Genomic DNA, 1,072 nt, shown 5'->3' on the forward strand with positions numbered 1-1,072 from the left:
TCGTAGATAATGTTCGGGTCTTCTGCCTGGGAAATCGGATCTCGTCTTAAGGACGGTGAGGGCCACAATCCCATGGACCCTGTGTTTGCTATGGAAGAACTGACTTCTTGACCGCAGAAGACGCCTGGGAGATTTTAATCGCAGCGCGAGGCCAAAATCGGCCCCGCGGACAACTGACCTGTTGGCCCATTCCCGCTGAGCTTCCTTTCATAGGACGTTGTCCGAGACGATGGTCTCCGGCCGGCCATAGAGGCGGATGCAGCGATCAAGCTCCCGCGCCACACGCGCGCCTGACAGGGAGGTGTCGGCCACCAGTGCCAGGCATTGCCGGGTATAGTCGTCGATCACGTTCAGCATCCGGAACCGCCGCGCCGGACCGAAGACATCAGACACAAAGTCAAGGCTCCAGCGTTTCGATGGACCGTCCGGGACAGGCATCGGCTCGCGCGTCCCGGTGGCGCGCTTGCGTCCCCGTCGTCGCTTCACCGCCAGGCCTTCCTCCCTGTAGAGGCGCCTCAGCTTCTTGTGGTTCATAACGATGCCTTCGCGTTCGAGCATCAAGCCGATGCGGCGATAGCCGAACCGGCGGCGCGTTGCCGCGATCTCGCGCATACATTTGCGGATCTCCGGATTATCCGGCTCCGCTTCTCGCCTGACAGTCTTCGGATCGACGCTGACCAGTCGGCAGGCGCGACGCTGGGAGATGTCATGATCCGACATCGCTCCGAGCGCCGCCACCCGCTTCAACTGGGGCGTCGTCAGTACTTTCCCAGCAGATCCTTCAGAACGACATTATCAAGCATCGCATCCGCCAGAAGGCGCTTCAATTTCGCGTTCTCACCCTCCAGCGTCTTCAGCCGGCGGGCATCGGACACGTCCATCCCGCCGAACTTTGCCTTCCATTTGTAGAAGGTGGCCGAGCTGACGCCATGACGCCGGCAGACATCCGCCGTCGACATGCCGCGCTCCTGTTCCGCCAGGATCGCGATGATCTGTTCTTCCGTGAATTTGCTCTTGCGCATTGTCTGTCTCCATAACGACAGACTCTCAATTCAAATGCGGGACCAATCGG

General features: G+C 60.2%; 1 pseudogene. It reads right to left on the reverse strand.

Features of this window, described 5'->3' with window-relative positions:
- Nucleotides 1–216: 216 nt before the first annotated feature.
- Nucleotides 217–1,022 (reverse strand): annotated as a pseudogene (locus HY36_RS18190) (IS3 family transposase); the annotation flags it as partial.
- Between the last annotated feature and the right edge of the window lie 50 nt (nt 1,023–1,072).

This window comes from Hyphomonas atlantica corrig. (assembly GCF_000682715.1).
Taxonomy (GTDB): domain Bacteria; phylum Pseudomonadota; class Alphaproteobacteria; order Caulobacterales; family Hyphomonadaceae; genus Hyphomonas; species Hyphomonas atlantica.